Source organism: Streptomyces sp. LS1784, assembly GCF_020103755.1.
In the GTDB taxonomy this organism is placed as follows: Bacteria; Actinomycetota; Actinomycetes; order Streptomycetales; family Streptomycetaceae; genus Kitasatospora.
Genome location: NZ_JAHSQD010001292.1, coordinates 1 through 506 on the forward strand (window position 1 = coordinate 1; position 506 = coordinate 506).

Genomic DNA, 506 nt, shown 5'->3' on the forward strand with positions numbered 1-506 from the left:
CCCCGGCCGCCACCGCGGTCGCCGGGCCGGGTGGACCGGTCCCCGCGGCCCCGGCACCGAACCCGCTCACCCCGGCCGCGCTCGCCGGCATCCTGACCGGCGCGATGACCATCGTGGTCGCCACCTCGGTGATCGGCCTCGGGTACCACTACCGCGACTACGTCACCTGCGTCCAGGACTCGCTGACCACCGTCGGCGCCCAGAACTGCGACCGGTACGCGCCGCAGTGGTACGTGGACTTCACCGGGAGCGCCGAGTAGCCGGACCGCCGGATCCGCTCAGACGTCCGGGTCCCATTCGTCGGGGCCCGGCTCGTCGGCGGTGCGGACGCCCGGTCCGGAAAGCCGCGCCACGAGGGCGTTCGTACCGGCGCGCAGCTCCAGCACGCCCCGGCGGACCCGCCGCGTGAGCCGGGCGCACACGCCCCCGCCGTCCGCCGGGCCCAGCACGCGGTACCGCACCAGCAGCGCGCCGGGAACGGCGACCAGCGCGATCCAGCCCGCCGC

Annotated in this window: 1 protein-coding gene and 1 pseudogene; one reads left to right on the top strand and one right to left on the bottom strand. The window is 76.9% G+C overall.

What is annotated here, in order from left to right:
* A pseudogene (locus KS423_RS47040) lies at positions 1 to 260 on the top strand (hypothetical protein); the annotation flags it as partial.
* 18 nt (positions 261 to 278) lie between these two features.
* Here KS423_RS47040 and KS423_RS47045 read toward each other — a convergent pair.
* A partial coding sequence (locus tag KS423_RS47045) for a hypothetical protein (RefSeq protein ID WP_224285719.1) occupies positions 279 to 506 on the bottom strand: 228 nt, incomplete at its 5' end.